19 protein-coding genes are annotated in these 21904 nt (G+C 70.8%); 6 read left to right on the top strand and 13 right to left on the bottom strand.

The window, feature by feature from the left end; translation table 11 throughout:
- Positions 1 to 210 precede the first annotated feature (210 nt).
- From usfY to K883_RS03810, 4 genes are all read right to left on the bottom strand, one after another.
- A complete protein-coding gene (gene usfY / locus K883_RS03795) occupies positions 211 to 522 on the bottom strand; it encodes a protein UsfY (protein WP_008259932.1) in 312 nt (103 codons plus the stop codon).
- A 54-nt stretch (positions 523 to 576) separates the two neighbouring features.
- Positions 577 to 960 carry a hypothetical protein gene (locus K883_RS03800; RefSeq protein ID WP_008259934.1) on the bottom strand — a complete coding sequence of 128 codons (384 nt, stop codon included), beginning with the start codon at positions 958 to 960 and terminating at the stop codon, positions 577 to 579.
- Positions 961 to 1110: 150 nt separating this feature from the next.
- The gene (gene lat, locus K883_RS03805) at positions 1111 to 2463 is read right to left on the bottom strand and encodes an L-lysine 6-transaminase (RefSeq protein WP_008259936.1); all 1353 of its coding nucleotides are present in this window, start codon (positions 2461 to 2463) and stop codon (positions 1111 to 1113) included.
- Positions 2464 to 2526: 63 nt separating this feature from the next.
- A complete protein-coding gene (locus K883_RS03810) occupies positions 2527 to 2979 on the bottom strand; it encodes an Lrp/AsnC family transcriptional regulator (RefSeq protein ID WP_008259938.1) in 453 nt (150 codons plus the stop codon).
- 30 nt (positions 2980 to 3009) lie between these two features.
- Here K883_RS03810 and K883_RS03815 point away from each other — a divergent pair, with 30 nt between their 5' ends.
- The 5 genes from K883_RS03815 to nei2 are packed head-to-tail and all read left to right on the top strand — an operon-like array spanning position 3010 to position 11884.
- Positions 3010 to 4245 (top strand): 2-oxoadipate dioxygenase/decarboxylase, encoded by a 1236-nt coding sequence (locus tag K883_RS03815; protein WP_008259941.1) that lies wholly within the window; start codon positions 3010 to 3012, stop codon positions 4243 to 4245.
- The gene (locus tag K883_RS03820) at positions 4242 to 5762 is read left to right on the top strand and encodes an L-piperidine-6-carboxylate dehydrogenase (RefSeq protein WP_020823423.1); all 1521 of its coding nucleotides are present in this window, start codon (positions 4242 to 4244) and stop codon (positions 5760 to 5762) included. Before K883_RS03815 ends, K883_RS03820 begins: the two co-directional genes overlap by 4 nt.
- A 55-nt stretch (positions 5763 to 5817) precedes the next feature.
- The gene (locus K883_RS03825; RefSeq protein ID WP_036453750.1) at positions 5818 to 6477 is read left to right on the top strand and encodes a TetR/AcrR family transcriptional regulator; all 660 of its coding nucleotides are present in this window, start codon (positions 5818 to 5820) and stop codon (positions 6475 to 6477) included.
- A gap of 36 nt (positions 6478 to 6513) precedes the next feature.
- Positions 6514 to 11127 carry an ATP-dependent helicase gene (locus tag K883_RS03830; protein ID WP_036453754.1) on the top strand — a complete coding sequence of 1538 codons (4614 nt, stop codon included), beginning with the start codon at positions 6514 to 6516 and terminating at the stop codon, positions 11125 to 11127.
- A gap of 1 nt (position 11128) precedes the next feature.
- Positions 11129 to 11884, top strand: a complete 756-nt coding sequence (gene nei2, locus K883_RS03835) for an endonuclease VIII Nei2 (RefSeq protein WP_020823426.1) — start codon at positions 11129 to 11131, stop codon at positions 11882 to 11884.
- A gap of 52 nt (positions 11885 to 11936) precedes the next feature.
- Here the strand turns inward: nei2 and K883_RS03840 are convergent, their stop codons facing one another.
- Complete coding sequence (locus K883_RS03840; protein ID WP_036453756.1) at positions 11937 to 12854, bottom strand: extracellular catalytic domain type 1 short-chain-length polyhydroxyalkanoate depolymerase; 918 nt, start codon at positions 12852 to 12854, stop codon at positions 11937 to 11939.
- 191 nt (positions 12855 to 13045) lie between these two features.
- Here K883_RS03840 and K883_RS03845 point away from each other — a divergent pair, with 191 nt between their 5' ends.
- A complete protein-coding gene (locus tag K883_RS03845) occupies positions 13046 to 13405 on the top strand; it encodes a DUF732 domain-containing protein (RefSeq protein ID WP_020823428.1) in 360 nt (119 codons plus the stop codon).
- A gap of 308 nt (positions 13406 to 13713) precedes the next feature.
- Here K883_RS03845 and K883_RS03850 read toward each other — a convergent pair whose 3' ends face one another.
- The 8 genes from K883_RS03850 to K883_RS03885 all read right to left on the bottom strand — a co-directional run bounded on the left by K883_RS03850 (position 13714) and on the right by K883_RS03885 (position 21871).
- A complete protein-coding gene (locus K883_RS03850) occupies positions 13714 to 14721 on the bottom strand; it encodes a magnesium transporter CorA family protein (protein WP_020823430.1) in 1008 nt (335 codons plus the stop codon).
- Between the two features lie 12 nt (positions 14722 to 14733).
- A complete protein-coding gene (locus K883_RS03855; protein ID WP_020823431.1) occupies positions 14734 to 15882 on the bottom strand; it encodes a PPE family protein in 1149 nt (382 codons plus the stop codon).
- 142 nt (positions 15883 to 16024) lie between these two features.
- On the bottom strand, positions 16025 to 17164 hold the full coding sequence (locus tag K883_RS03860; protein ID WP_008259954.1) for a PPE family protein: 1140 nt from the start codon (positions 17162 to 17164) through the stop codon (positions 16025 to 16027).
- Between the two features lie 227 nt (positions 17165 to 17391).
- Positions 17392 to 18198 (bottom strand): MBL fold metallo-hydrolase, encoded by an 807-nt coding sequence (locus K883_RS03865; RefSeq protein WP_020823433.1) that lies wholly within the window; start codon positions 18196 to 18198, stop codon positions 17392 to 17394.
- A gap of 50 nt (positions 18199 to 18248) precedes the next feature.
- Complete coding sequence (locus tag K883_RS03870) at positions 18249 to 18536, bottom strand: CDGP domain-containing protein (RefSeq protein WP_020823434.1); 288 nt, start codon at positions 18534 to 18536, stop codon at positions 18249 to 18251.
- Between the two features lie 58 nt (positions 18537 to 18594).
- Complete coding sequence (locus K883_RS03875) at positions 18595 to 19221, bottom strand: hypothetical protein (RefSeq protein WP_020823435.1); 627 nt, start codon at positions 19219 to 19221, stop codon at positions 18595 to 18597.
- Between the two features lie 38 nt (positions 19222 to 19259).
- Positions 19260 to 20120, bottom strand: a complete 861-nt coding sequence (locus K883_RS03880; RefSeq protein WP_036453758.1) for a pseudouridine synthase — start codon at positions 20118 to 20120, stop codon at positions 19260 to 19262.
- Positions 20117 to 21871, bottom strand: coding sequence for a glycerol-3-phosphate dehydrogenase/oxidase (locus tag K883_RS03885; protein WP_008259961.1), 1755 nt, complete (start codon positions 21869 to 21871; stop codon positions 20117 to 20119). Before K883_RS03885 ends, K883_RS03880 begins: the two co-directional genes overlap by 4 nt.
- Positions 21872 to 21904: the final 33 nt, after the last annotated feature.

Raw genomic sequence — 21904 nt, forward strand, 5'->3', positions numbered from 1 at the left:
GGTGTGTTCGTGTTTCTGTCCCCCATGATGGGGTGACGCCATTTTTGTCCAAGCAAACGCAACCGTTTCGGCACTCATCATGGTGCACACCTGATACCCACTCGACGGCGCCCGTAATCTCGGATTCGGGTTTCCGGCAGGATCTGACCGCGGGCGACGTCGTGGCAGGTCACCCGGGAAAAGCGGGGCGCCGCATGCGCGGACGGCCCCCTAGCTGGCGGGCCTTTGCCGCAGCACCTCGGGATGTTCGGAGTACCAGCGATCCGCGAGCCTGCGTATCCGCCGGTGCTCCAAGCCCAGCCAGATCAGACCCAGCACCGCGGCGACGACGGCGGTGACGCCCGCGGTCATGCCCTCATGGTGGTGTCCGGTCGCGAAGGCCGCCAGGCTCCCGCAGGTGCCGATCACCCCCGCGACCACCAACAGGTACCCCGGCCAGTGCAGGACGTCGATCAGCGACTCGCCGGCGAGCGGCCGCGTGGTCCTGAGATGGTCGACGGGGTCGTGATAGGTGTCTCCCATGGCTGCTCCCTGCTCCTCAGCGCACCATCAACGTTAGATCCCGGGGAGGCAAACCTAAAGAGCCAGCACCGGACCGGCGATCGGGGCGACGCCCATGGCGACCATCAGCGCCATGACGGTCAGCAGGAACCACCCGGCGCCCTGCCACCCCCACCAGGTTCCGCGGGCCTTCCACACGCGGTAGGTGCGCACGAACGCCCAGATCCCGCCGGCCAGCGCGATCATCGGACCGCCGATCGCCAGCAGGGTGCGCTGCGGCGGGCCGCAGGCCACCGTGTCGACGCCCCCGGCCGGACACGTGCTCACCCACACCGCGGCGATCAGCAGGAAGCCGACGGCGCCGGCCGTCGCCGCGGCGGCGAACCGGACGGCGGCGAGCACCTCGCGGTCTTCCTGTCCCAGGCGGTCACCGCCTGGTCGCTGGCCTGCTTTCTGCATCGTCCTCACCTCCCCGGATTCGGCCCGCCTACGTTCATCGCTAGCCGCGTCGTTTTGGTTACAACCCTCGCGGCGACGCCCCCCGGCGGCGGGTCTAAGAAATACCCCCGGACAAACCGGGGCAAACGGCCCGGGGCTCTGGTCAGGCCGTCAGGGCCGGTCGGTCAGGGCGCCGCGAATGGCCCGCATCGCGGCGTCGATCTCGGCGCGCGTGACGGTCAGCGCCGGGCGGAACCGGACGCCGTCGCGGCCCGAGGGCAGCACGATCACCGCGCGCCGCCACAGCCGGCGGATCAGCTCGTCGCGGTCGGCGGCGCTCGGCAGGCTGAACGCGCACATCAGCCCGCGGCCGCGGGGCTCGAGGACGACGCCGGGGAACTCGGCGGCGAGTTGCTCGAGGCAGCCCAGCAGGTAGGCGCCCTGGGCGGCGGCGCGATCGAAGAGTTCGTCGGCCTCGATCACCTCCAGGATGCGGCGGGCGCGCACCATGTCGGCCAGGTTGCCGCCCCACGTGGAGTTCAGCCGGGACGGCACCGCGAACACGTTGTCGGCGACCTCGTCGACGCGGCGGCCCGCCATGATGCCGCACACCTGGGTCTTCTTGCCGAATGCGACCACGTCGGGTTGCACGCCGAATTGCCGGTAGGCCCAAGCGGTTCCGGTCAGGCCGCAACCGGTCTGAACCTCGTCGAAGATCAGCAGCGCATCGTGCCGGTCGCACAGCTCGCGCATGGCGGCGAAGAACTCCGGCCGGAAGTGGCGGTCCCCGCCTTCGCCCTGGATCGGTTCGGCCACAAAGCAGGCGATGTCGTGCGGGTGGGCCTCGAAGGCCGCGCGGGCCTGGGCCAGCGACGCGGCCTCGAGCGCGGCCACGTCGGCCCCCGGCCGGATATAGGGGGCGTCGATGCGCGGCCAGTCGAACGTGGGGAAGCGATCCACGGTGACCGGGTTGGTGTTGGTCAGCGACAGCGTGTAGCCGCTGCGGCCGTGGAAGGCGCCGCGCAGGTGCAGCACCCGGGTGCCCAGCGCGGGGTCGAGGCCGCGCGCCTCGTTGAACCGGCTCTTCCAGTCGAACGCCACCTTGAGCGCGTTCTCCACCGCGAGCGCCCCGCCGTCGACGAAGAACAGGTGCGGCAGCGCCGGGTCGCCCAGCACCCGGGCGAACGTCTCGACGAAACGGGCCATCGCCACCGAGTACACGTCGGAATTGCTGGGCTTGTTCAGCGCGGCGGCGACGAGCTCCGCCCGGAATGCGTCGTCGCCGGCCAGCGCCGGGTGGTTCATGCCCAAAGCCGAGGAGGCGAAGAACGAGAACATGTCGAGGTAGCGCCGGCCGTCGCGGGCGTCATAGAGGTAGGAGCCGCGCGAGCGGTCCAGATCCAGGACGAAGTCGAAGCCGTCGATCAGCATGCTGCGCGCCAGCACCTCATGGACGCGGCCGGGATCCCGGTCGGCGTCCGGGCGGCGACCGGCGCGGTCGAAACGTTCCAGGGCGGCCGTCATGACGCCCATGCTACGGGCATGACGCCCGCTTTTTACACTATCATGGCGCCATGCCAGGATAATTTATGGAATATGCTGCCTATCAGCGTAAAAAGTATTCAGGATGATGGTGCTGCGGGTCTTGACGTTCGCGGCCGTCCGGATCCGCTGCAGCAGGTCCTCGAGCGCCCGGGCGGACGCGACGCGCACCAGCAGGACGTAGCTTTCTTCGCCGGCCACCGAGTGACACGATTCGATTTCCTCGATGTGCTCGAGTCGGGCGGGCGCATCATCGGGTTGAGAGGGATCCAGAGGAGTGATGGCCACGAACGCCGACAGCAGGTGCCCGACGGCCTCCGGGTCGACGCGCGCCGAGTATCCGGCGATCACGCCGCGGGCCTCGAGGCGGCGCACCCTCGACTGGACCGCCGACACCGACAGCCGGGCGCTGGCCGCCAGCTCCGCCAGCGTCGCGCGCCCGTCGGCGACCAGCTCGCGCACCAGGATCCGGTCGACATCGTCGAGCGTCTCACTCATGGCCGGAGACTATCGCAGGAACGGCGCGCCGTGACCCGCGCGAAATGGCTGCCGGCGTGGCAGCTTCGCGCGTTGTTCGCGGCGGGCCTCTCGGCGATGTACGCCGCCGAGGTGCCCGCCTACGGCACCCTGGTCGCGGTGAGCGAGCAGGTCAACGCCGATGTCGTGGCGCGCCATCCCGACGCCGAACGGTTCGGCTCGCTGCGGCGCGTCACCGCCGAGCGGCACGGCGCCATCCGTGTCGGCAGCCCGGCCGAATTGGCCGCGGTCGCCGACCTGTTCGCCGCGTTCGGCATGCTGCCGGTCGGCTATTACGACCTGCGCTGCGCGGCCTCCCCCGTCCCGGTGGTGTCGACGGCCTTCCGTCCGGTCGATGCAAACGAGCTGTCGCTCAACCCGTTTCGGGTGTTCACCTCGATGCTGGCCACCGGAGACGCGCGCTTCTTCGACCCTGACCTGCGCCGCCGCGTCGAGGCCTTCCTGGCGCGCCGCCGGCTGTTCGATCCCGCGTTGCTCGCCGGCGCGCGCACCATCGCCGCCGACGGCGGCTGCGCCCGCGACCGCGCGCACGAGTTCGTCGCGGCGGCGGTGGCGGCGTTCGCCATGTCGGCCGAGCCCATCGACAAGTCCTGGTACCACGAGTTGTCGCGAGTGTCCGCGGTGGCCGCCGACATCGCCGGCGTCGGCTCCACCCACCTCAACCACCTGACGCCGCGCGTCCTCGACATCGACGATCTGTACCGGCGGATGACCGGGCGGGGCATCGCGATGATCGACGCCATCCAGGGTCCGCCGCGCACCGACGGGCCGACGGTCCTGTTGCGCCAGACCTCTTTTCGCGCCCTGGCCGAACCCCGCCGGTTCCGCGGCGCCGACGGCCGGATCACCGAGGGGGCGCTGCGGGTGCGCTTCGGCGAGGTGGAGGCCCGCGGTGTCGCGCTGACCCCGAAGGGCCGCGCGCGCTACGACGCCGCGATGAGCGCCGCCGACCCGGCCGCGGTGTGGGCGGAGCACTTTCCGCCCACCGACGAGCAGATGGCCGCCGAGGGGCTGGGCTACTACCGCGGCGGTGACCCGTCGGCGCCGATCGTCTACGAGGACTTCCTGCCCGCGTCGGCGGCGGGCATCTTCCGGTCGAACCTGGACAGCGACGCCGAAACCGCCGACGCGCCAGACGAATCCGGCTACGACGCGCAGTGGCTGGCCGGGGCGATCGGCCGCGACATCGCCGACCCCTACGCACTCTACGAGGAGGCCTGCGCATGACCACCGAACAGTTACGCGCCCGGGTGCTGGGGGCATTCGACGCGATCGGCGTCACCGCGAGCCTCGGCGAGCCGGACGCCCATGGGCTGCCGGCCAGCACGCCGATCACCGGCGAGGTGCTCTTCACCGTCGCCCCCACCACACCCGACCGCGCCGAGCGGGCGATCGCCGAAGCGGCCCAAGCGTTTTCGGTGTGGCGAACCACGCCCGCGCCGGTGCGCGGCGCGCTGGTGGCGCGGCTGGGCGAGTTGCTGACCGAACACAAGCGCGAGCTGGCCACCCTGGTGACCGTCGAGGTCGGCAAGATCACCTCCGAGGCGGCCGGCGAGGTGCAGGAGATGATCGACGTCTGCCAGTTCGCCGTCGGCCTGTCGCGCCAGCTGTACGGGCGCACCATCGCGTCGGAACGTCCCGGGCACCGGCTGCTGGAGACCTGGCACCCGCTCGGCGTGGTGGGGGTGATCACCGCGTTCAACTTCCCGGTCGCCGTGTGGGCCTGGAACGCCGCGCTGGCCCTGGTGTGCGGGGACCCCGTGGTGTGGAAGCCCTCGGAGCTGACGCCGTTGACGGCGCTGGCCACCCAGGCGTTGATCGCCCGCGCCGCGGCCGACGTCGGCGCCCCGCCCGCGGTGAGCTCCCTGGTGCTCGGCGACCGCGACCTCGGCGGGCTGCTGGTCGACGACCCCCGGGTCGCGCTGGTGTCCGCGACCGGTTCGGTGCGGATGGGCCGCGAGGTGGGCCCCCGCGTCGCCGCGCGGTTCGGCCGGGTGCTGCTGGAGCTGGGCGGCAACAACGCCGCCATCGTGACCCCGTCGGCCGACCTGGACCTCGCGGTGCGCGCCGTGGTGTTCGCCGCCGCCGGCACCGCCGGCCAGCGCTGCACCAGCCTGCGCCGGCTCATCGTCCACGAATCGGTGGCCGGCGAGGTGGTGGACCGCGTCGTGTCCGCCTTCCGGCGACTGCCCGTCGGCGACCCGTCCGCACCGGGCACGCTCGTCGGGCCGCTGATCCACGAGACCGCCTACCGCGACATGGTGGGGGCGCTGGAATCCGCGCGCGCCGACGGCGGCGAGGTCATCGACGGCGACCGCAGGCACCCGCCGGGTCGCGAGCACCCGAGCGCCTACTACGTCGCGCCCGCCGTGGTGCGCATGCCCGCTCAGACAGCCATCGTGGCGACCGAGACCTTCGCGCCCATCCTCTACGTGCTGACCTACGACCGGCTGGACGACGCGATCGCCCTCAACAACGCCGTGCCACAGGGACTTTCGTCGTCCATCTTCACCACGGACCTGCGCGAGGCCGAACGGTTCCTGGCCGAATCCGACTGCGGAATCGCCAATGTCAACATCGGCACCTCCGGCGCCGAGATCGGCGGCGCGTTCGGCGGCGAGAAGGAAACCGGCGGCGGGCGGGAATCCGGCACGGACTCGTGGAAGGCCTACATGCGCCAAAGTACCAATACCGTCAATTATTCCGGCGAGTTGCCGCTGGCCCAGGGCGTGGAGTTCGGATGAAGCCTGTGAATCCATTGTGGCCGTCGTCTCATGTCGTGTGAGTACTATCTGACACATGCCGACAGCCCGAAGGCGTCTATCCCCCGAGGATCGGCGCGCTGAGCTGCTCGCTTTAGGGGCAGAGGTTTTTGGGAAGCGACCCTACGACGAGGTCCGCATCGATGAGATCGCGGAACGCGCCGGGGTGTCGCGGGCCCTGATGTACCACTATTTCCCCGACAAGCGAGCGTTCTTCGCAGCGGTGGTCAAGGACGAGGCCGACCGCCTGTACGAGAACACCAACATGGACGACGTCACCGGTCTGACCATGTACGAGGAGATCCGGGTCGGCGTGCTGGCCTACATGGCCTACCACGAGCAGAACCCGGAGGCCGCCTGGGCGGCGTACGTCGGGCTGGGCCGGTCCGACCCGGTGCTGCTGGGCGTCGAGGACGACGCCAAGAACCGCCAGATGGAACACATCATGTCCCGGATCAACCAGCTGCTCACCGAGCTGAACACGAGCATGGAACCCGACGTCGAGCGGCACCTGCGGGTGATCCTGCACGGCTGGTTGGCGCTGACCTTCGAGATCTGCCGGCAACGGATCATCGACCCCACCACCGACGCCGACAAGCTCGCCGACGCCTGCGCGCACGCGCTGCTCGACGCGATCGCGCGGGTGCCCGAGATCCCGGAGCAGCTCGGCGAGGCGATGTCCACCTCGCGGCTCTAAGCGCGGCATGTCGGTCCCCGTTGGCACCATGGATGGGTGAGCACTCGCGCTGATTCCGGGCCGCCCGGCCCCGCCGACCCGCTGGGCCGGTTCAGCGCCGTCACCCGCGAGTGGTTCACCGGCACCTTCGACGCACCGACCACGGCGCAGGCCGAGGCCTGGGACGCCATCGCCGACGGTCACCACACTTTGGTGATCGCGCCCACCGGGTCCGGCAAGACGCTGGCGGCGTTCCTGTGGGCGCTGGACAGCCTCGCCGGCGCGGCCGACCGCCCGCCGGGCACCCGGGTGCTCTACGTGTCCCCGCTCAAGGCGCTGGCCGTCGACGTCGAGCGCAACCTGCGCACCCCGCTGGCCGGGCTCACGCGCATCGCCGAACGCCGGGGCCTGCCGCCGCCGGACATCAGCGTCGGCGTGCGCTCCGGCGACACCCCGCCCGCCACCCGCCGCCAGCTCATCAATCGGCCTCCCGACGTGCTCATCACCACACCGGAGTCGCTGTTTTTGATGCTCACCTCCGCCGCGCGCGAAACCCTGGCCGGGGTGCAGACGGTGATCGTCGACGAGATCCACGCCATCGCCGCGGGCAAGCGCGGCGCACACCTGGCGGTGTCGCTGGAGCGCCTCGACGCGCTGCGGGAGGACCAACCCGCCCAGCGGATCGGGCTGTCGGCGACGGTGCGGCCACCCGAGGAGCTCGCCCGGTTCCTGTCCGGGGGGCAGCCGACCACGATCGTGGCGCCGGCGTCGGCCAAGACCGTCGAGCTCACCGTGGCCGTGCCGGTGCCCGACATGGCCAACCTGGCGAACAACACGATCTGGCCCGACGTGGAGAACCGCCTGGTCGACCTGATCGAGGCGCACAACTCGACGATCGTGTTCGCCAATTCGCGGCGGCTGGCCGAACGACTTACCGCCCGCCTCAACGAGATTCACGCCGAGCGCAGCGGCGTCGAGCTTTCCACTGAGGCCAACCCGAAGGTGGCGGGCGGCGCGCCGGCGCACATCATGGGCTCCGGCCAGACCTATGGGGCCGAGGCGATACTGGCGCGCGCCCACCACGGTTCGGTCAGCAAGGAACAACGCGCCCTGGTCGAAGAGGACCTCAAACGCGGACTGCTCAAGGCGGTGGTGGCGACCTCCAGCCTGGAGCTCGGCATCGACATGGGCGCCGTCGATCTGGTGATCCAGGTGGAGGCGCCGCCGTCGGTGGCCAGCGGGTTGCAACGCATCGGCCGGGCCGGGCACCAGGTCGGCGAGGTCTCCCAGGGGGTGCTGTTCCCCAAGCACCGCACCGACCTGATCGGCTGCGCGGTCAGCGTGCAGCGCATGCTGGCCGGCCAGATCGAGACGATGCGGGTGCCGGCCAATCCGCTCGACATCCTGGCGCAGCAGACCGTGGCGGCCGCCGCGCTCGAGCCGCTGGACGCCGACAAATGGTTCGACACGGTGCGGCGGGCCGCCCCGTTCGCGACGCTGCCGCGCAGCGTGTACGAGGCCACCCTGGACTTGTTGAGCGGCAAGTACCCCTCCACCGATTTCGCCGAGCTGCGTCCGCGGTTGGTCTACGACCGCGATGCCGGCACGCTGACCGCGCGCCCCGGCGCGCAACGCCTGGCGGTGACCTCCGGCGGCGCCATCCCCGACCGGGGGCTGTTCACCGTGTATCTGGCCTCCGAGGCCGAAAAGCCTTCGCGGGTCGGCGAACTCGAAGAGGAAATGGTCTACGAGTCCCGCCCCGGCGACGTCATCTCGCTGGGCGCCACCAGCTGGCGCATCACCGAGATCACCCACGACCGGGTGCTGGTGATCCCAGCGCCCGGCCAGCCGGCCCGGTTGCCGTTCTGGCGCGGCGACGGGGTCGGCCGCCCGGCCGAGCTGGGTGCCGCGCTGGGCGCGTTCACCGGTGAGCTGGCCGGCCTCACCCGCGAGGAATTCGAAACCCGCTGCGCCGGACTGGGTTTCGATGCCTACGCCACCGACAACCTGGCCCGCCTGCTCGACGAGCAGCGTACCGCCGCCGGGGTGGTGCCCACCGACACCACCCTGCTGGTCGAGCGGTTCCGCGACGAGCTCGGCGACTGGCGGGTGATCCTGCACTCGCCCTACGGGCTGCCGGTGAACGGTCCGCTGGCGCTGGCGGTGGGACGGCGGCTGCGGGAACGCTACGGCATCGACGAGAAGCCCACCGCCTCCGACGACGGCGTCGTGGTGCGCCTGCCCGACACCGTGTCCGATTTCGCGTCGGACACGGGGATCGAAAAACCGCCCGGCGCGGACCTTTTCGTCTTCGACGCCGACGAGATCGACCCCATCGTCACCGACGAGGTGGGCGGCTCGGCGCTGTTCGCATCGCGGTTCCGCGAATGCGCGGCCCGCGCCCTGTTGTTGCCGCGCCGGCACCCGGGCCGCCGCTCGCCCCTGTGGCAGCAGCGCCAGCGCGCGGCCCAGTTGCTCGAGGTGGCCCGCAAGTACCCCGACTTCCCCGTCGTGCTGGAGACCATCCGCGAATGCCTGCAGGACGTCTACGACGTCCCCGCCCTGGTGGCGCTGATGACCGGCATCGCCCAGCGCAGGGTGCGGGTTGTCGAGGTGGAAACGGCGCGGCCCTCGCCGTTCGCCGCCTCGCTGCTGTTCGGTTACGTCGGCGCGTTCATGTACGAGGGCGACAGCCCGCTGGCCGAGCGCCGCGCCGCCGCGCTCTCGCTGGACAGCACGCTGCTGGCCGAGCTGCTGGGCCGGGTGGAACTGCGCGACCTGCTCGACCCCGAGGTCATCGCCGCCACCGCCCGCCAGCTGCAGCACCTCTCGGCGGAACGGGCCGCGCGCGACGCCGAGGGCGTCGCCGATCTGCTGCGGCTGTTGGGCCCGCTGACCGAGGAGGAGGTGGCCGCCCGCAGTGCCGTCGCCGACGGCAAACAGGTGGGGGGCTGGCTGGAGGGCCTGCGCGCGGCGCGGCGCGCGCTGACGGTGTCGTTCGCCGGCCGCAGCTGGTGGGTGGCCATCGAGGACATCGGGCGGCTGCGCGACGGCATCGGCATCCCGGTTCCGCTGGGCGTGCCGACCGCCTTCACCGAGGAGGTCGCCGACCCCCTGGGCGAATTGCTGGGCCGCTACGCGCGCACCCACACCCCGTTCACCACGGCCGAAGTCGCGGCCCGATTCGGCCTGGGGCTGCGGGTGACCTCCGATGTCCTGGGCCGGCTGGCCGCCGACGGGAGGCTGGTGCGCGGCGACTTCGTCGCCGAGACCCCGGGGCCGTCCGGCGGTGTCGCCGGGGCCGAGCAGTGGTGCGACGCCGACGTGCTGCGCATCCTGCGGCGGCGATCGCTGGCGGCGCTGCGGGCCCAGGTCGAGCCGGTCAGCACCGCCGCCTACGGGCGCTTCCTGCCCGCCTGGCATCACGTGGGCGCGGCCGAATCCCCGCGCGCCCCTGGCCATTCCGGGCTGGACGGGCTGATGTCGGTGATCGATCAGCTGGCCGGCGTGCGGATCCCCGCATCGGCGATCGAGCCGCTGGTGCTGGCCCCCCGGATCCGCGACTACTCCCCCGCGATGCTCGACGAATTGCTGGCCACCGGCGAGGTCACCTGGTCGGGCGCCGGGTCGATCTCGGGTAGCGACGGCTGGATCGCGCTGCACGCCGGCGAATCCGCGCCGCTGACACTGGGCGGGCCCGCCGACATCGAGCTCGGCGACGCCCACCGCGCCATCCTGGACACGCTCGCCGGGGGCGGCGCCTACTTCTTCCGCCAACTCGCGCACAGCGGAGTGCCCGACGCCGCGCTCAAAACCGCGCTGTGGGAACTGATCTGGGCCGGCTGGATCACCGGCGACACGTTCGCCCCGGTGCGCGCCGTCCTCGGCGGCGCCGGCGCCCGCAAGCGCTCGGCGCCCGCGCACCGCTCGCAACGCCCGCCCCGGCTGAGCCGGTACAGCGTCGCGCACGCGCAGTCCCGGCCCGCCGACCCCACCGTCGCCGGCCGCTGGTCCATCCTGGCGGCCCCCGAGCCGGATTCCACGCTGCGCGCCCACTACCAGGCCGAGCTGTTGCTGGGCCGCCACGGCGTGCTGACCCGGGGCGCGGTGGCCACCGAGGGCGTCCCCGGCGGGTTCGCCACCCTGTACAAGGTGCTGAGCGCCTTCGAGGACGCGGGCCGCTGCCAGCGCGGCTACTTCATCGAGTCGCTGGGCGGGGCGCAGTTCGCCGTCGCGTCGACCGTCGATCGGCTGCGCAACTTCAGCGAGGGGGTCGATCCGGAACGGCCGCAGTACCGGGCGGTGGTGCTGGCCGCCGCGGACCCGGCCAACCCGTACGGCGCGGCGCTGCCGTGGCCCACCTCCGGCGGCGAGGGCGCGCGCCCCGGCCGCAAGGCCGGCGCGCTCGTCGTGCTGGTCGACGGCGAGCTCGCCTGGTTCCTGGAGCGCGGTGGGCGCTCGCTGCTGACCTTCACCGACGATCCTGGGGCCCACCACGCCGCGGCGGCGGCCCTGGCCGACCTGGTCGCGTCCCGCCGCGTGGCGGGGATGCTGGTGGAGCGCATCGACGGGGTGCCGGCCCTGGCCCCCCGCGCGGAGGCGTCCGGCCCGCTGGGCGCGCTCACCGAGGCCGGATTCCACACGACGCCACGCGGACTGCGGCTGCGCTGAGATGCCCGAAGGTGACACCGTCTGGCACACCGCCGCCGTGCTGCGCGAGCACCTGGTCGGCGCGACGCTGACCCGATGCGACGTTCGGGTGCCGCAGTTCGCCACCGTCGACCTCACCGGCGAGGTGGTCGACGAGGTCGTCAGCCGCGGCAAGCACCTGTTCATCCGGGTGGGACGGGCCAGCATTCACTCGCATCTGAAGATGGAGGGCAGCTGGCGGGTCGGCGAGCGCCCGGTGCGGGTCGACCACCGGGCGCGCATCGTCTTGGAGGCCGGCACCGTCCGGGCCGTCGGCGTCGACCTGGGCGTGCTGGAGATCCTGGACCGCGACCGCGACGGCGAGGCCGTCGCGCACCTGGGACCCGATCTGCTGGGCGAGGATTGGGACGCCGCGCGTGCCGCCGCCAACCTGATGGCCGACCCGCAGCGGCCGATCGCCGAGGCGCTCTTGGATCAGCGGGTGCTGGCCGGGATCGGCAACGTCTATTGCAACGAATTGTGTTTTGTCAGCGGGCATCTGCCCACCGCCCCGGTGGGCGCCATCGCTGATCCGCTCCGGCTGGTCTCCCGCGCACGAGAAATGCTGTGGCTCAACCGCTTTCGATGGAATCGGTGCACCACCGGTGACACCCGCAGCGGGCGCCAGCTCTGGGTATACGGGCGCGCCGGGCAGCGCTGCCGTCGCTGCGCCGCCCCCATCAACGTCGACGACACGAAAGAGCGGGTGGCCTACTGGTGCCCGTCGTGTCAGCGCTAATCCTGATGGCGGCGACCCGCTGCGCCCGGCTTCGCCGCGCTTGCGATCGCCGCTAGTCCCGTGCGTGCGCGAGGAAAAACTGGGCGATGGCCTCCGACCCGTCGAGCGCGTGCGTGGTGGGCCCGATGACGGCCGCGGGCAGATATTGCTTGCCGCCCGGCCAGGTGTGCCCGCCCTTGTCGATCTTGTAGAACACCACCTCGGTGGACGCCGCACACGCCGCGGAGACAAACCGGCGGACGACCGTGCCGTCGCGGACGTCGGGCAGCAGCTCCATCGACGGTTCGCCGGCGCACCCGTCCGCCGCGCGCCACTTGGCCACCATGGCATCCGCCGAGATGGAATGGCTGAGCCCGCCACGGCCGCGGACCGCGCCACCCTTGAACGGCACCAGCGGGTCGGCGGTCCCGTGCGCCTCCCACACCGACACCGGCCGCGACGGGTTGCAGGCCACACCCACGCCCAGGGTGCCGGCCACCGGCGCCGCGGCGGCGAAGACGTCGGCCCGGTCGCAGGCCAGCCGGTTGGACATGAAGCCGCCATTGGACATCCCCGTGACGAAAACGTGTCCGGGCGCGATGTTGAAGTCGTTTCGCAGCTTGCCCACCAGCCCGACGAGGAAGGCCACGTCGTCGATGTGGCGGCGATCCGCGGGTGACGCGCCGCGCCCGTCGGCCCAGCTCTTGTCGTACCCGTCGGGGTAGACGACCAACAGGTCGTGGGCGTCAGCAACGGAGTTGAACCCCGTCAGCGCGCGCTGCGCGATCCCGGTTCCGCCGCCCCCGTGCAAACTGAGCACCAGGCCGATGGGGTCGCCCGCCGGCACGTGCAACATGTAGGTTCGGTCCATGCCGCCGGATCGGAACGTACCGGAAACGTCTCGAGCGCTCGCCGCCGACACGTGCCGCACGCCGCAGCCGACCACGCATATCGCCACCACAGCGAGCCACAGCCATCGCGCGTACGGCATGTTGTCAGGTCGCCGACGGCGCAGCGACGGACCACGAACGGTTACGCGCCGCCGAAGACAGAGCAAACATTGATGTGGCACGGACCGCATTATCGGCGATCCTCCATCGGGTAACGCCGCGGCGTGCGAGCATTCGAACTGGCCCCGCCCTCAGCAAGCTACGGCTCTTCTGTTCCACGGGAGTATCACAAATGACGAGCACCCAGATCCGCAAGCCCGGCCGGGCGCGGTCGCTCCTGGCTATCGGCGCCGTGCCGGTCGCCGGCCTACTCAGCGCCATGACGGCACCGGCGACCACGCATGCCACCTCCGCCGATGACGCGTTCCTCGCCGCGCTGAACGCCAAGGGGATTAATTTCGAGTCGCCCGAGGCGGTGGTCAACTCCGGTCATACCGTGTGCCACGAACTCGATTCGGGCCAAACGCCGGAACAGGTCGCCAACAACGTACTGTCCAGCAGTTCGCTGGACAGCTATCACGCCGGTTACTTCGTCGGCGTCAGCATCAAGGCGTACTGCCCCAAGTACGCGGCGGCGGCATCCGGGTCCTGAAATTTACAGCCGGTTGACAGACTGGTGACCAATTCGCGGCTAAAGTTGGAACATCCGAAACTGATGTGACGACCACAAGGCCAAAATGATTCCGAAACTTTTGGTCGGTGTTGCGGGTGTTGCCATCGTTCTTGGCGCTTCCGGCTGGACCGCAGCATCGGCCAGCACCGACCCTAATCCCTTCAGTCATCTCAGCTGCGCCTGCAAGGAATTGGATCCACCGGGCAGCTCCGCCCAGCGGGACAAAATCAGTCAGGGCATCCAGCACGGCCTTTCGGCCGCACCCCCCGTCGCACAGTGAGCGGGGTCTAGAGCCAGTCGCGACGTTTGAACATCACGTACAGCACCACCATCAGGACGGCTATCACGCTGGTGCTGGCGGCGAATCCGGCCGCCGTACCGAAGCCCGGGTAGGGGACGTTCTGCCCGTAGAACCCGGTGATCGCCGTCGGCACGGCGATGATGGCCGCCCATCCCGTCAACTTCTTCATGACGGTGTTCAGCCGGGCGTCCTGCAGCGACAGATTGGTCTCGAAAATCGTGGTGACCATGTCGCGCAGCGACTCCGTCCATTCGGACACCCGCAGCACGTGGTCGTAGAGGTCGGCGTACAGCGGATCGAGCTGGCGGTCGGCGCCGTCCGAAATGCGGTGGTGCTGAATCGAATTGACCACCTCGCGCATCGGTAACGCCACCCGCCGCAGGTTCACCAGGTCCCGGCGCAACCCGAAGGTGCGGCGCGCAAAGTCGCCCTTGCGCGACGTGCCGTCGAACAACTCATCCTCGATGGCCTCGATGCCGTCGTCGAGGGCCTCGACGGCGGCGAAATGGCTGTCGACCACGACGTCGAGCAGGCCGTGCACCAGGGCGCCGACGCCGTACGCCTGGCCGCCGATCTCCTCCCACCGCCGGGTCACCAGCGCCATGTCGAGGTCGGGCGTCAGGCGCACGGTGATCAACCCCTGCGGCAGCACGAACGCCGAGATGCGACGCATCGACAGCGTGCGACCGGGGGCGTCGACGACGTTCGTTGCGGCGCCGGCGATCTCGGCGGCGTACACGGTGAAGAAGGTGTGGGTCTCGTAGCCGGTGGCTTTGACCCGTTCGGCCGCCGCCACGGCGTCTTCCACCGCCCAGCGGTTCAGGCCGAGCTCGCCGGCCAGGCCGCCCAGGGTGTCGTGGTCGGGATTGCACAGGTCGGCCCACACCAGGGTGTCGGGCTCGGCGAGGTAGTCCGATATCTTGCCGAACTCGAAGTCGTCCTGCGCCTTGCCGCCGCGCCACACGCGGCCCTGGATCTGCGGAGCGGTCTGCACCAGGCGATCTTCTCAGCCCGCCGACGGCGGACGGTGCATCACCGTGCCCGGAAGCTCCGCGCCGTACTCGATGTCGTCGTAGTCGCGGCCCTTGCGGCGGCGAGTGCCGCTCGCACCCGAGCCGGGGCGCACCGGGGCCATCGGGAGCATGGGCGGCTCCGCGCCGCCCGGGGGAAGCGGCGAAGCCGCCGAGGCGAGCTGCACCGGCGCCTGCGAGGTCCCCAACATCCCCACCGTCGCGGGCGGCATGGTCAGGTGGCCCAGCGAAATTCCCACGCCCAGCGCCGCCCGGGGCGCCAGTGACGACCCCGCGGCGCCGATCGCGCCGACGAGCCGCGTCTCCGCCGACGCCAGCGCCGCGGCGCCGTCCGCCAAGCCCGGACCGATGTCCTCCCCCAGCGACGCAAACGCGTGCGCGGTGGCCAATTGCGCGCACACGCCCAGGATGTTGACGGGCATCCCACCCGCGATGGTCTGGTTCCCCCAGGTGCTCCAATACCCGAACCAACCGTCGTTGGGGTCGAAAGCGTCTGCGGCGCTTGACCCTTGGCCGATCGAGTCGGCGGCCAGGAGCTGCGCCCCGGAATTTCCCGTGGTCGCCGCGTGCACCATGGTGGCCTGCGCCGTGGCCCCCGACGGGTTGGTCACCTGGGGCGGCGGCGAGAACTGGGGCAGCTTGACCGCGCCCGCCGAGGTCGCGGCGTAGCGATACATGGCCGCGGAGTTGTTCACCCACATGGTGTGGTACTCGGCCTCGGTTTCGGCGATGGCCGGGTAATTGACCCCGAAGAAGTTGGTGGCCAACAACATCGCCAGGCGCGCCCGGTTGGCGGCGACCAGCGAGGGATGAACCACCGTCCAGTGGGTCCATTCGAACGCCGCGGCAACGACTTGCACCGACGCCGCGGTCTGCTGGCACTGCTGCGCGGTGAGGCGCAGCCAGGCGAGATAGGGTTCGAGCGCCTGGGCCATCGCCATCGACGACGGACCGTGCCACGTCGTGGACAGCCACGACAGCTCCGCGGTGTAACTACTCGCCGATTGCTCCAGCTCGGCGCTCAATTCCTGCCAGAAGCCGGCGGCTTCGATAAGTGACCAAGCGCCGGGTCCGGAGTGGATCAGCGCCGAGATTATCTCGGGCGGCAGTATCCCAAAATCCATGAACCTTTACCTTGGGGAAGAAGTGGGTGGGGCGAACGCCGCGCGTGTGCGCTGGTGCTGGTGGCCGCTGAGGGACCTGTCGGACCCGGCCTACCCGGTGAATGCGATCGGCGCCCGCAGTCGTGCGGCGCCACCGTCAATGTCATCCGGCCGACGGGTTTCGAGGCATCACTTTGCCTTTGACCTCTCGGCCCACGGCAACGTCCTCGTACTTTTGCTGTTTGCGTTTTCGCCAGCCGGTGCCCGCCGACGCGGTCGGCGGCGGCACCATCATCGGCATCATGGGAAATCCGGATTCCGCGGCGGGCAGCGGGGACGCCGCGGACGCGAGTTGGACCCCGGTCTGCGTGCCCGGCAGCAGGCCCACCACGGCGGGGGGCGCGGTCAATTTGCCCAGCGAGACGCCGACGCCCAGCGCGCCGGTCGGCGCCGACGCTCCCGCGCCGATGCCCTTGATCGCGTTGGCCAGGGTGGCCGAGGTCAGTCCCAGGCCCTCCGACAGGCCCGAGCCGATGTCACCGCCCACGGACGCGACCCCTTGCGCGGTCGCCAACTGCGCCCACACACCGAGCAGGTTGATGGGGAAACCCGACGAGATGAACTGGTTGCCCCAGGTGCTCGCCCAGCCGAACCAGCTGGCGTTGGGGTCGAAGCCGGTGACGCTGTCGCCGAGGCCGCCGAGCGCGTCCTGGACCTGCGGACCAAACGAGTCACTCGCGGCTTTCATCACCGCCGCCTCTTGGTTGGCCGTCCCGTCCGGATTGGTATCGGGAACCGGCGAGGTGAACCGGGACAGCTGCCCCGTCGCCTGCGACGTCGTCGCCTGATAGCGGGTCATCGCCGCGGCGTTGTTCGCCCACATGGTCTGGTACTCGTTTTCGGCCTCGGCGATCGCCGCGGTGTTGGTCCCGAACCGGTTGGTCGCCAGCAACTGCCGCAGGCGCGTCCGGTTGGCGGTAACGACCGAGGGATGGACCACCGTGGCCCGAGTGGCGCTGAAGGCCGAGGCCGCCGCCTCCGCCGAGGTGGCCATCTGCGCGGACTGCTGCGCGGTCTCGCGCAACCACAGCAGGTAGGGCTGGACGGACTGCAGCATGGCCGTCGCGGACGGGCCGTCCCACGATTCGATGAGCGAGGTCAACGTGGAGGTATAGGTGGAGACGGAATTCTCCAGTTCGACGGCCAGGCGCTGCCAGGCGCCGGCGGCCTCGATCAGCGAGCCCGCTCCGGGCCCGGTGTGGATGAGCGTCGAGGTGACCTCGGGGGGTGCTAGTAGATCCATCTCGTCTCACAATGCCCACGCTGAGAACGCCTCAGCAAATTTCCGTTGACCAGGCCGCGAAAAAGCCCCAAACTCTTGTACGTCGATGCCTGCTACCTGCGGTCGGTACCTCCCAGTTCGGCCGCGGGCCGCTAGGACACCCTATACCCCCAGCAACGCGCTCCTCTTCCCATTTAATCGAGCAGGGGACTAGGCCCCCGCCGCTGGTCGGGAGCGGGGGCCCTCTATCAGACGGTCACCGAGTCGCCGCGGTTCACCGTGACGATCCGGTCGCCCAGCCCGCGACGCTGCATTTGCCGGGTGAAGTCGGACAGCGACGACGCGAACACCGCGTAGTCGTCGAAGTGCACCGGGATGGCCTTCGGCAGACCCAGCATCGCGACGAGTTCGGCCCCCTGGCGACCGTCCATGGTTACGGTCAGCCCGAACGGAAGCCGCCGGCCGGCCGGCAGCCGGGTGCCGCCGAGGTGCAGCATGCCGACGTCGATCGGGTCGAACCGGGCCGGGATCTCGTTCAGCTCCTCAATCAGCAGGGTGTCCCCGGAGATGTAGAGCCGGCGCCGGGGTGCGCCGTCGGCGGAGCCGATCTCGACCATGGTGCCCATCACCGGCGGCAGCAGGCGCCGGCTCCACCCCGGCGCGTGGCGCCCGGGCAGCGACGTGAGCGTCAGGGCGGTGTCGCCCTTGGTGATCGTGTGCTGCTGCCAGGTGTGCAGGCCGCGCGCCTGTGCGAAGCCGCGGTGGCGCAGGCGCTTGGCCGCGTGCGGCGTCGTGACGATGGGCAGGCCGTGGTCGAGACCCCGCTGCGACACCCGGTCCCAATGGTCGCCGTGCAGGTGGGAGAGCACGATCGCGTCGACCGGCGGAAGCTCGTCGATGCTCCACGCCGGCTCCTTCAGGCGCTTGGACACCAGCCCGTGGCCGAGGTAGGCGCGTTGCCCGCGGTGCAGGAAATTCGGGTCGGTCAGCAGCGTCAGCCCGCCGACGGAAATCAGCGTGGTGGCGTTGCCGACGAACGTGACGGCGATGTCCATACGCGCGGGCTACCCGATCCCGGGCGGTCCACGCCCGCGGGTTGCCCGCCTCAGTCGATGTGCGACGGGGGGTCGGCGAACGCGAGGTCCGCCGGGCGCTGGTCGGGACCCATCACGTCGCAGTGCCCGTCGGGCACGAGGTAGGAACTGGCGCCGTTGGGAATCAGGCGGGTGACGGCCACGCAGCGTTGCCAGGTGCCGTCGGGCTGGACGGGCCCGTCGCACTTGCTGAGCACGCCTCCCCCGTACTGGCAGCCGGCGCTCACCGGCGGTGCCCAGGCGATGAGCCCGGCGGCCATCAGCAGGGCCGCCGATCCCGACACGATGCCGCGCTTCATGGTCGCCTCCCATCACCTCGCCCCTGGGGCCCTGCGGCGTTGCCGACTGCTCGTGACGCTACCGCTTGGGCACCCGGTCCGCGTGGGGATCAGCGCAGCGTGCGTCGGTCTTGGTGACGCAGCGGTAGAGCTCCTCGCCGTAGGGAACCGCGATCGCGGCGACGACCCCGGCGCCGACCGCGGCGAGGTAGCCGCCGGGCAGCCGGTTCCGCTTCCACCGCAGCCGCCAGGCGTCCCGCGACCGCGCACCCTCGAGCAGCTCGCGGACCTGACGCCAGCGCAGGCAACCCAGCGCCGAGGCCGCCATGATCGGCATGGATTCCAGGAAGCTGTGCACGTGCTGCTCGAAGGTGGTGACCTCGCGGCCGCTGCCCTCGGCGGTGCTGACGTCCCACAGCGCGGTGGCCTCATGCGCGGCGATGGACGCCGCGATCGTCGACAGCACCAAGGGGTTGACCTCGCACAGCAGAACCATCGTGAGCGGCAGGCCGACCTCGGCCATCATCAGCAGGTGGATCAGCGACTCGCGCGTACCCGAGGTGACCTCAATCCTGCTGCGCCGGTGCTGGTTCCAATCGAGCAGGGACGGGATGAACCAGGCCGGCAGCAAGCCGTACATGAGGTAGCGCAGCAACGCGGTCTCTGCGTCGTTGGCCCGGTCCGGAATTCGCAGTCGTCGTCGCACAGGCCCCGAGGTACCCCGGGCCCGGGGCGATCAAACGCTCACGGCTCGGCTCGGCGGCTGACGAACTCGCGCCGCACGCCCGAGCGCGGGTCGGTGAACTCGATGCGCCGTGCCAACAACCGCAGCGGTGTGCTGAAGTCGTCGGGCGCAACGTCAATCACGTTGGGGTACAACGGATCCCCCTCGATCGGTATCCCCAGCGAGGCCATGTGCACGCGCAGCTGGTGGGTACGCCCGGTGCGGGGGGTCAGCCGGTAGAGGCCGTCCGCGCTCACCAGCTCCACCAGCGTCTCGGCGTTGGCCGCTCCCGGCTCGCAGACCGCCTGCAGCCGGCCCCGGCGCTTGACGATGCGGCTTTCCACCACGCGGGGCAACCGCAGCGCCGGGTCGACGGCGGCGCGGGCCAGATACGTCTTGTCCACCAGGCCCCGCGAGAACAGCGTCTGGAACGCGCCGCGCACTTCGCGGCGCGCGGTGAACACCAGCACCCCGGCGGTCAGCCGGTCCAGCCGGTGCGCCGGGCTCAGCTCGGGCAGCTCCAGCTGCCGGCGCAGCCGCACCAGCGCGCTCTGCGCGACGTGGCGTCCCCGCGGCATGGTGGCCACGAAGTGGGGCTTGTCGACGACCACGATGTCCTCGTCGCGGTAGAGCACCGGGATCTCGAACGGCACCGGCACCTCGTCGGGCAGCTCGCGGTAGAGGTAGACGCTGGCCCCGGCGGGCAGCACGGTCGCGGCATCGATCACCGCACCGTCGGCGCCCACCACCTCCCCCGCCAGCACCTTGGCGCGGGCCGGCGCGCCGAACCGGGCGCTCAGCTCGGCCAGCACCGGTCCGCCCCGCAGCCGCACCCGCGCCGGGCCGAGCCCGTCGCGCACGGGAAGCGGGGCGGGCCTCACTTGAGCGGGACCGGCTCGAGGATCTCGGCGCGGGCCTCGGGCGCGCTGGCCCGCAATTCGTCGGCCGACACGTCGTCGGGCTGGGCCTGGGACAGCACCTCGGCCTCCACCCGGGCGGTGTAGTTGGCGACCTCGCGGTCGATGTCCGCCGCGGACCAATTCAGCACCGGCGCAACCACATCCGCGACCTCGCGGGCGCAGTCCACACCGCGGTGCGAGTATTCGATAGAGACGCGCATCCGGCGGGCCAGGACGTCCTCCAGATGCAAGGCCCCCTCGGCGGTCACGGCATAGAGCGCCTCGACCCGCAGGTAGCCCGGCGCCTCCTTGATCGGGTCGAGCAGGTCGGGGCGGTCGTCCGCCAGCGCCAGCACGTCACCGATCAGCGAGCCGTAGCGGTCCAGCAGGTGGCGCACCCGATAGGGATGCAGTCCCTGCAGCTCGGCGACGTGCTCGGCCTGGTTGATGAGCGCGAAGTAGCCGTCGGCGCCCAGCAGGCTGACCTTCTCGGTGATCGACGGCGCCACCCGTGCCGGAATGAATTGGGCCGCAGCGTCAATCGCGTCCGCGGCCATCACCCGGTAGGTGGTGTACTTGCCGCCCGCGATGGCCACCAATCCCGGCGCGGGCACCGCCACGGCGTGCTCGCGGGACAGCTTCGAGGTTTCCTCGCTCTCCCCGGCCAGCAGCGGCCGCAGCCCGGCGTACACCCCGTCGATGTCGGCGTGGGTCAGCGGGATGGCCAGCACCGTGTTGACCGTGGTGAGGATGTAGTCGATGTCGGCCTTGGTGGCCGCGGGATGGGCCAGGTCGAGATTCCAGTCGGTGTCGGTGGTGCCGATGATCCAGTGGCTGCCCCACGGGATGACGAACATCACCGACTTCTCGGTGCGCAGGATGATCGCGACGTCGCTGACGATGCGGTCGCGCGGCACCACGATGTGCACGCCCTTGGAGGCCCGCACCTGAAATCGCCCGCGCTGCTTGGACAATGCCTGGATCTCGTCGGTCCACACCCCGGTCGCGTTGACCACCACGTGGCCGCGGACTTCGGTGACCGCGCCGTCCTCGGAGTCGCGGACCCGCACCCCCGTCACCCGATCGCCCTCGCGCAGCAGGGCGACGACCTGGGTGGAGGTACGCACCACCGCGCCGTAATGCGCGGCGGTGCGCGCGACGGTCATGGTGTGCCGGGCGTCGTCGACGACCGTGTCGTAGTAACGGATTCCGCCGATCAACGAGCTGCGCTTGAGGCCCGGGCTCAACCGCAACGCGCCCGCACGGGTCAAATGCTTTTGCGCCGGAACGGATTTCGCGCCGCCCATCCGGTCGTAGAGAAAGATGCCGGCGGCGACGTAGGGCCGTTCCCACACGCGATTGGTCAGCGGGAACAGGAACGGCATCGGCTTGACCAGGTGCGGCGCCAGCGTGGTCAGCGACAGCTCGCGCTCGTAGAGCGCCTCGCGGACCAGGCCGAACTCCAGTTGCTCGAGGTAGCGCAGGCCGCCGTGGAACATCTTCGACGAGCGGCTCGAGGTGCCCGAGGCGAAATCGCGCGCTTCCACCAGCGCCACCTTGAGCCCGCGGGTCGCGGCGTCCAGCGCGCAGCCCGAACCCACCACGCCGCCGCCGATCACCACCACGTCGAACTGCTCGGCGCCCAGCCGGTCCCAGGCCGCCTGCCGCTGTTCCGGACCCAGCACGGACACCGGCGAGCTTCGCTGGGTGGACGCGTGGATGGGATCAGTCACGACCTGGACTCCTCACTGGGTTACTCGTCAGTA

Origin of the sequence: Mycobacterium sp. TKK-01-0059, assembly GCF_000709305.1 — a bacterium.
Taxonomy (GTDB): Bacteria; Actinomycetota; Actinomycetes; order Mycobacteriales; family Mycobacteriaceae; genus Mycobacterium; species Mycobacterium intracellulare.

What these genes read in the sequence shown, in the direction of transcription:
- K883_RS03800 (WP_008259934.1), bottom strand. Translation starts at nt 960, where the DNA reads ATGCAGAAAGCAGGCCAGCGACCAGGCGGTGACCGCCTGGGACAGGAA.
- K883_RS03820 (WP_020823423.1), top strand. Translation starts at nt 4,242, where the DNA reads ATGACCACCGAACAGTTACGCGCCCGGGTGCTGGGGGCATTCGACGCG.
- K883_RS03845 (WP_020823428.1), top strand. Translation starts at nt 13,046, where the DNA reads ATGACGAGCACCCAGATCCGCAAGCCCGGCCGGGCGCGGTCGCTCCTG.
- K883_RS03870 (WP_020823434.1), bottom strand. Translation starts at nt 18,536, where the DNA reads ATGAAGCGCGGCATCGTGTCGGGATCGGCGGCCCTGCTGATGGCCGCC.
- K883_RS03860 (WP_008259954.1), bottom strand. Translation starts at nt 17,164, where the DNA reads ATGGATCTACTAGCACCCCCCGAGGTCACCTCGACGCTCATCCACACC.
- K883_RS03855 (WP_020823431.1), bottom strand. Translation starts at nt 15,882, where the DNA reads ATGGATTTTGGGATACTGCCGCCCGAGATAATCTCGGCGCTGATCCAC.
- usfY (WP_008259932.1), bottom strand. Translation starts at nt 522, where the DNA reads ATGGGAGACACCTATCACGACCCCGTCGACCATCTCAGGACCACGCGG.
- lat (WP_008259936.1), bottom strand. Translation starts at nt 2,463, where the DNA reads ATGACGGCCGCCCTGGAACGTTTCGACCGCGCCGGTCGCCGCCCGGAC.
- K883_RS03865 (WP_020823433.1), bottom strand. Translation starts at nt 18,198, where the DNA reads ATGGACATCGCCGTCACGTTCGTCGGCAACGCCACCACGCTGATTTCC.
- K883_RS03825 (WP_036453750.1), top strand. Translation starts at nt 5,818, where the DNA reads ATGCCGACAGCCCGAAGGCGTCTATCCCCCGAGGATCGGCGCGCTGAG.
- nei2 (WP_020823426.1), top strand. Translation starts at nt 11,129, where the DNA reads ATGCCCGAAGGTGACACCGTCTGGCACACCGCCGCCGTGCTGCGCGAG.
- K883_RS03840 (WP_036453756.1), bottom strand. Translation starts at nt 12,854, where the DNA reads ATGCCGTACGCGCGATGGCTGTGGCTCGCTGTGGTGGCGATATGCGTG.
- K883_RS03810 (WP_008259938.1), bottom strand. Translation starts at nt 2,979, where the DNA reads ATGAGTGAGACGCTCGACGATGTCGACCGGATCCTGGTGCGCGAGCTG.